The sequence below is a fragment of the Kitasatospora sp. NPDC057223 genome (assembly GCF_042669755.1).
Classification (GTDB): Bacteria; Actinomycetota; Actinomycetes; order Streptomycetales; family Streptomycetaceae; genus Kitasatospora.
In genome coordinates, this window is sequence record NZ_JBHUWW010000237.1 from 1 (window position 1) to 6,207 (window position 6,207).

General features: G+C 74.6%; 5 protein-coding genes. All 5 read right to left on the reverse strand.

Annotated features, from left to right (window positions below; genetic code table 11):
• Positions 1 to 120: 120 nt before the first annotated feature.
• Positions 121 to 864, reverse strand: coding sequence for a DUF4232 domain-containing protein (locus ACFUK0_RS39090; protein ID WP_380258657.1), 744 nt, complete (start codon positions 862 to 864; stop codon positions 121 to 123).
• Between the two features lie 259 nt (positions 865 to 1,123).
• Positions 1,124 to 3,142: a sigma-70 family RNA polymerase sigma factor gene (locus ACFUK0_RS39095; protein ID WP_380258659.1), complete on the reverse strand. Its 2,019-nt coding sequence runs from the start codon at positions 3,140 to 3,142 to the stop codon at positions 1,124 to 1,126.
• Between the two features lie 177 nt (positions 3,143 to 3,319).
• A complete protein-coding gene (locus ACFUK0_RS39100) occupies positions 3,320 to 3,571 on the reverse strand; it encodes a hypothetical protein (RefSeq protein ID WP_380258661.1) in 252 nt (83 codons plus the stop codon).
• Between the two features lie 314 nt (positions 3,572 to 3,885).
• On the reverse strand, positions 3,886 to 4,470 hold the full coding sequence (locus tag ACFUK0_RS39105; protein ID WP_380258663.1) for a DUF305 domain-containing protein: 585 nt from the start codon (positions 4,468 to 4,470) through the stop codon (positions 3,886 to 3,888).
• Positions 4,471 to 4,555: 85 nt separating this feature from the next.
• Entirely contained in the window at positions 4,556 to 5,890 is a 1,335-nt protein-coding gene (locus ACFUK0_RS39110; RefSeq protein ID WP_380258665.1) for a DUF1996 domain-containing protein, read from the reverse strand.
• Positions 5,891 to 6,207: the final 317 nt, after the last annotated feature.

The window sequence follows — 6,207 nt, forward strand, 5'->3', positions numbered from 1 at the left end:
GTCCACCCCGCCGCCGCCGTCCCCGCGACCTGCGCTACCGCCAGGCGTCCGCCGGGGCCCCGGCCCCGTCGCGTCCCCCGTCGCGGCAATGCCGCTGCGGGGCGCTCAACCGGACTCGTTTCAGCGGGACATGATGAAGCGCAGGGCGAGACCCTGGGCCGTCATCCAGTAGGTCACCGTCTGGCCGTCGTCGGCGGGTACCGAGTCGACGCCGGGCAGGGCGACGTCGACCGGCTTGCCCGCGGTGGGGTCGTGCTCACCGCGCTGAACCGCGACGGTGAGGGTGCGCGCGTAGTACTCGTCCATCTTGCCGCCCGTGGCGAGCAGCGCGGCGTACGTCTTCTGGCCCGGAGCCAGGGTGGAGACGGCCCCCGGGTCGCTGTCCTTGATCACGGGGACCAGCCCCTGGGCGTCGGCGCCGAGCTTGACGAAGGGGTGGCCGTAGACGTTGCAGGTCGTCTTTCCGGTGTTGGTGGCGGTGAGGAGGATGTACCTGAGGGGCTTCCCCTTGTCGCCCTCGTTCGAGGCGGAGACGGACAGGTCGGCCTCGGTGCAGACGGCCGGGGCGGGGGCCGCGGGCGTGCCCGTTCCGGCCGGCGGCGTCGGCGACTTGCCCGGGGTCCGGGACGGTGTGGCGGTGGCCGACGAGGTGCTGCCGGGCGTGGTACCGCCGGGCGTGGTGGCGGCGGGTGTGACCGGGGCCCCCGGTACGGGGGATGCCGTCGTGCCCGGGGTGCCGGGCCCGGGTGTGGCGCCCGCCCCGGTCCTCCGGTCGTCGGGGCTGCAGGCCGCGGATGTGAGGAGGGTGGCGACCACCGCTGCCCCGCAGGCGTAGATCTTCCAACTTCGCTGTGTGGTACCCATGTTGTGTTCCCCCGTGTGCTGCACGTGCGTCAGGTCTTCTGCCCGACAGTTCGTCTATGCGCGGCAGGGGCCGGCTTCATCCGCCCGGGTCGGGCCTTGTGACGATTGCCGGACATAGGCCCCCGGACTGTTACGGAACCCGGACATGGCCGCCCGGCCTCCGTTTCGGCTTCGCCTCGCCCTGGGGCCGCCTCCACCGGCCGGCCGGGCTGCCCGGCCCCAGGGCGAGGCGGCCGGGCTGCGCCGATCGGGGCAGTGGTCAGCGCCCCGCTGCCGCGTAGGCGGAGCCGACCGCGTTCGGTGCGCCCCCGGGCTGGAACAGGCCCGTCGCCCCGGGCTCGGTGGCCGGCAGCGCGAACCAGGCGTACCGCTGGACGAAGGGCAGGCCCTGGAGCATGGCGGTCGACGCCTTGACGAAGGCGACCTGCTGGTCGGAGGTCGGGAAGCTGGTGCCCCCGGAGAACTTGATCAGGGCGAACTCGGTCAGCCAGACCGGCAGTCCGTAGCGGTCGTGCACGGCCTCCAGGTACTGCTTGAGCTGCCCGACGGCCTCCGCGGTCCGGAAGTCCGAGCCGTACCAGTGCAGGGCGATGAAGTCGACCCGGAGCCCGCGGCTCCTGGCGCCCTGCATGAACTGGTCCAGCCATCCGCCGGGATCGGCGCCACCGTAGGCGACGGCCGGGCTGCCGAGGGTGAGTCCGGTCGCCGCCAGCTTCGGCCACAGGTCGAGGGCCTGCTGCGGCGTCAGGTTCGACTGGGCCGCGAGGTCCGGTTCGTTGAAGCCGAGCAGGGTGCCGCTGCCCTGCTGGGCGGCCTTGGCCAGGGAGCCGTTGCCGACGGCGGCGGAGCCCCAGATCATCGGGACGAACTCGACGCCGGCCGGCCCCGTGATGCCCTGATGGTCCGGCCCCCAGGTGTAGTACCAGGAGGCTCCCGAGCCCGTCAGGGCGGTGCCGACCCCGTCGAAGGCCCAGGTCGACACGCCCTTCTTCTGGCCGCGGACCGGCTGGGCCACGGGTGCCGGTGCCGCGGCCGGCGTGGTGGAGGCGGTCGGTGCGGGCTTCGTCGAAGGCGCGGCCGTGGGTCGCGCCGATGCGGACGGAGCAGCGCTCTGCGTGGGGGAGGAAGTCGCGGACGGAACGTCGGACGGTTGGGCGGCGGGAGGAGACGGCTCCACCGCGGCCGCTGACGGCGAGTCTCCGGTCGTCGCTGTCGCTGTCGCTGTCGCCGGCGCCGAGAGCACGGGTGCGGAGACCGTGACGGGACGCGGATCACCACCGTTCAGGCTCGCCGCGAGCACGCCCAGCGCCGCCACGGCAGCCACCGTGCCCGCGATCATTCCCATGCGCTTCACCCGGGCCCGGCCCCGTAGGGCGCGCCGGCCCAGGCGCGCAGCCCGCCGTCCGACACCCGTGTCCCGGACCACACGCGGACCCGGGCCCGGGACGTCCGCCGGTCCGTCGCCCGCCGGTCCGTCGCCCACCGGCGCGGACGGCAGCGAGTGTCCGTTCGGTACCGGCACCAGCGCCAGCCCGGCCAGCAGCCCCTCGGCGGGTATCAGGTCCCGCGCGCCCGCCGTGCACTCCTCGCAGTCGCGCACGTGCCTGGCCAGTCGCTTGCGCCAGAGCGGCCCCGGAACCTCGTCCCAGGAGTGGGTGAGGGCCGCCAGCTCCGCACACACCGGCCGGCGTTCGAGTGCCCGTACCACCGAGCGGGAGATGTCCAACTGCTGCTTCATCCGCTGCACCCGCACCGCCGTGTGGGCCGTGGAGAGCCCGACGGCCGCCGCGAGTTCGGCCCGCCCGAGCTGCCCTGCGGCCTCCAGCCACCACAGGGCGAGGAACTCCTGGTCGTCCGGGTCGAGCCAACGGGTCGCGAGCGCCACCTCCCGGCGCTGGCCGGTGAGGCCCAGCCGCAGGATCGACAGGTCCACGAAGTCCGACTGCGGGTCGGGCTGCTCCGGCACCTCCTCCAGGGTGGCGGCCGGGACCGACTCCACCTGGGCGGCGCGGTGCCAGCGCACCTGCCGGACGGTGACCGCGACCAGCCAGCTGCGGAAGGCGGACGGATCGCGGAGCTGGGGAAGTCCGGTGACGACCCGGAGCAGGATCTCCTGCGACAGGTCGTCCACCTCGCCGGGCCGCCCGAGCGACCGTCCGACGATGTTGTAGACCAGCGGCAGGCAGGCGGCCAGCAGGTCCTCCAGCGCCGCGCCGTCCCCCCGCTGCGCCGCCGTCACCCTCGCCGTGGTGAGGCCGCCGTCCTCGAATGTGCTCATGGTGCCTCTCGCTCCTCGTCCGGCGGACCGCCCGACGGACCGGAATGTACATCCCGCAGACGGAGTCCTGGCCTGCGGTACGCGGATAACAGAAAGCTGCGCGAGCGGGGCGGGAGACCCGAAGCCTACGGGGTCCCCGGACGTGCCCGCGCCCCGGCCGTGCTCCGTCCCGGCCGGCTAGCCGAGCGCCTCCCAGAGCGCGACGGTGTGCGGCGCGTCGGGCTCGGTCTCCTCCCACTGCTCGGCGAGGGCGAGCACCCGTTCCAGGGCCTCCCGCAGGAGGGCCTCCGCCGGCCCTACCGGTGGCTGGTTCGGGTAGGAGGCGAAGGGCAGGGGAACGGCCGGCCTGGGCAGCGGCGGGACGCCGGGCGGCATGGGGGCTTCGGTGCCGGGCACCGGCGGCTCGCCGGGCCGGGGTGCGGTGCTCACTGCTGCCCTGTCGTCGGGTGTGGTTCGAACGGGCACATGCTGCCTCTCGCTCCTCGTCGCGGCGGACCGTCGGGACGGGCCACCGGGGACGGCCGGAATGTACGTCCCACAGGTGGAGTCAGCAGCTTCGGTGTGCCGATAACAGAAACCGGCGGACGAGATTTCGGCCCGCCCGGATCCGGCCCTCGGGCGAGCCGGACACCGGGCCGTCCGCCGTCCGCCGTCCGCCGTCCGCCGTCCCCTGCCCCGGGCGACTTCCGGCTTCTGCCGGGTCCGGTCGTGCTCGAACCGGAGGGCGCGGGCAGTGGCGCGCCCTACGGCACGAGCCGGGCGAGCTCGGCGGCCCGGCTGCGGCCGATGTCGGCGGCGAGCTCGCGGGTGGCCGGTTCGCGGCCCGCCGAGCCCTCGGAGCCGGCGAGGTGTACCGACTGCTCCAGGTACTCGCGCAGGTGGCCGCTCACGAGGCGGTCGAAGGCCGGACCGCTCTCCTGCTCGGCGGCGGCGTACTCCGCCGGGGTGGTCATGCCGGGCATGTCGTGGCCCTCGTGGGGCCGGTCCCGGTCGGCTCCGGCCTGTGCGAGCAGCCGGTTCAGGCGGGCGAGTTCGGCGCCGTCGGCGGCGCCGACGGCCGTGGCCAGCTCGCGCAGCTGCGGCGAGGCGGCCCGGTCGGCCACCAGCGCCGCCAGCCGGACGGCCTGTTCGGTCATCGGCGCGGCCAGCTGGAGCCACGCCACGTCCGTCGGATTGAACGCGGACGCGGCCGACGGCATGCGGCTCCCTGCGGAAGCCGGTGCGCCGACGGGCCCCGGCGCGGCCCCGGCGCCGGGCAGGGCGACGGCGGCGAGGGCGCCGCAGACCGCGAGCGAGGCCACTGCCGCGCCGATGAAGGCTCGTCTCATCGTGGGATGCCCTTCCGAGGGGTCGGCGGGCCCGGGCGGGAGGTCGCGCCGCCCGCCCGGGCCCTGGAACCGCGTGGCCGGGACGTCACGGACGCCCGTCGGCCCCGCACTTCACGATCGGGTTGATGCAGTCGCGGACGCGCCGCTCCATCTCGGCGGCCGGCCAGACGTTGAAGAAGTCGCCGTGCATCGTGTAGCCGGGCCCGGAGGACAGCCGCAGGCGCGACGGGTCACCGGTGACCGGGTAGCGCAGCACCTGGCGGAGCTTGGGCACCGGCACCGGGTGGGTGGCCGGGCAGGCGCCGCCCACGGGGTACGCCATGTGGCTCTTGTGGTCGGCCGAGTCGAGGTCCCTGCCGTTCCAGCACTGCGGGAAGTCGAGGTACGACTCCAGCATCGTGCCCGCCGGGCAGTTCACGAAGTTGTGGGACGGGTTGACCTCACCGGCGTGCAGGCAGGACCAGCGCGCGATGGTGTTGTCGTCCGGTCCGGTCGCCTTCGAGTTGCCCGCGACGATGCGCAGGCCCCGGGGCAGCGGCTGGGTGTTGGCGATGACGTCGTCGCGGACGCCCTCGCCGAGGTAGTAGAAGGTGGTGCCGGTCGGTTCGACCGGGACGTTGTCCGCGTACAGGGTGGGGACCCAGTAGGAGGAGATGTCGGTCACCGGGTTGCAGGTGCCGCCCGATGTCTCCAGTCGTCCCAGGTCGGAGAAGGCGTCGGTGGCGCTGTTGCCGAAGAAGCTGTGCATGTGCGAGCCGCCGGGCAGCCCGGGCAGCACGATCGGGTCGTCCGGCAGGCGGTGGCTGTACGGGCAGTCCGCGAGGAACTCCGCGACCCGGACGGCCCCGGGCGGGACGGCTCCGGTGCCGAGCGTGCCGAAGACCTGGAACTCCCAGAGCGAGACGCCCCAGGCCGTGGCCCGCGCGGTGGCGAGCACCCGCACGTACCGGCCGGTGGCCGAGAGGTCGAGGGTCTGCCGCCCGGCCGCGCCGGTGGCGCTGCGGACGGTGACCCAACTGGTGCCGTTCGCGGAGACCTGGAGCTGGTAGGCGCTGGCGTAGGCGGCCTCCCAGTCCAGGACGACCCGGTTGACCGAGGCGTTGGCACCGAGGTCGACCTGGATCCACTGGTTGTCGGCGGCGGCGCTGGACCAGCGGGTGCCGCCGTTGCCGTCGACGGCGAGCGCGGCGGGGTAGGCCGCGTTCTCCAGCGAGGAGGCGGTGACCGGGCGGCCCTGCGAGAGCGGGGTGTCCACGGCCTGCGCCTGGCCGGTGGTGCCGGTGAGCAGGGCGCCGGCGGTGACGAGGGCCGCGACCAGGCCGGTCAGCCGTCGGCGGAGCGCGCCGGTGCGGGCGTGCGGGTGTGCGTGCGGACGCGGGCCCGGAGGACGGGCGGGCGACCGCAGGGTGAAGGACCTCATGGCTTCCAATCGGGTGGGGGAAGGAGCCGGAAGGTGCGGTGAGGGTGTGTGAGGGTGTGTGCGAGCGCTCGGTGACGCGGGGTGAGAGCGCTCTCCGAAGCTAGGATCCAGCGCAGTGGCTGTCAAGGTTCTGCACTGGTCCTCCGCCTACTTACCGGCTCGGCGCGGCATTTTCCGCAGTACGGAGGAGAGCGCTCCCCGTCGAACGCCCGGAAAACGCCCTGCCCCCGGTCCCTGCCCCCGCGCCCCGCCCCTGCCCCCGCGCCCCGCCCGGTCCCCGGACGCGAGGTCGCGGCACCGGGACCAGGGACCGGTGC

Coding starts and splice junctions, on each gene's coding strand:
- ACFUK0_RS39095 (WP_380258659.1), bottom strand. CDS start 3,142: ATGAGCACATTCGAGGACGGCGGCCTCACCACGGCGAGGGTGACGGCG.
- ACFUK0_RS39110 (WP_380258665.1), bottom strand. CDS start 5,890: ATGAGGTCCTTCACCCTGCGGTCGCCCGCCCGTCCTCCGGGCCCGCGT.
- ACFUK0_RS39105 (WP_380258663.1), bottom strand. CDS start 4,470: ATGAGACGAGCCTTCATCGGCGCGGCAGTGGCCTCGCTCGCGGTCTGC.
- ACFUK0_RS39090 (WP_380258657.1), bottom strand. CDS start 864: ATGGGTACCACACAGCGAAGTTGGAAGATCTACGCCTGCGGGGCAGCG.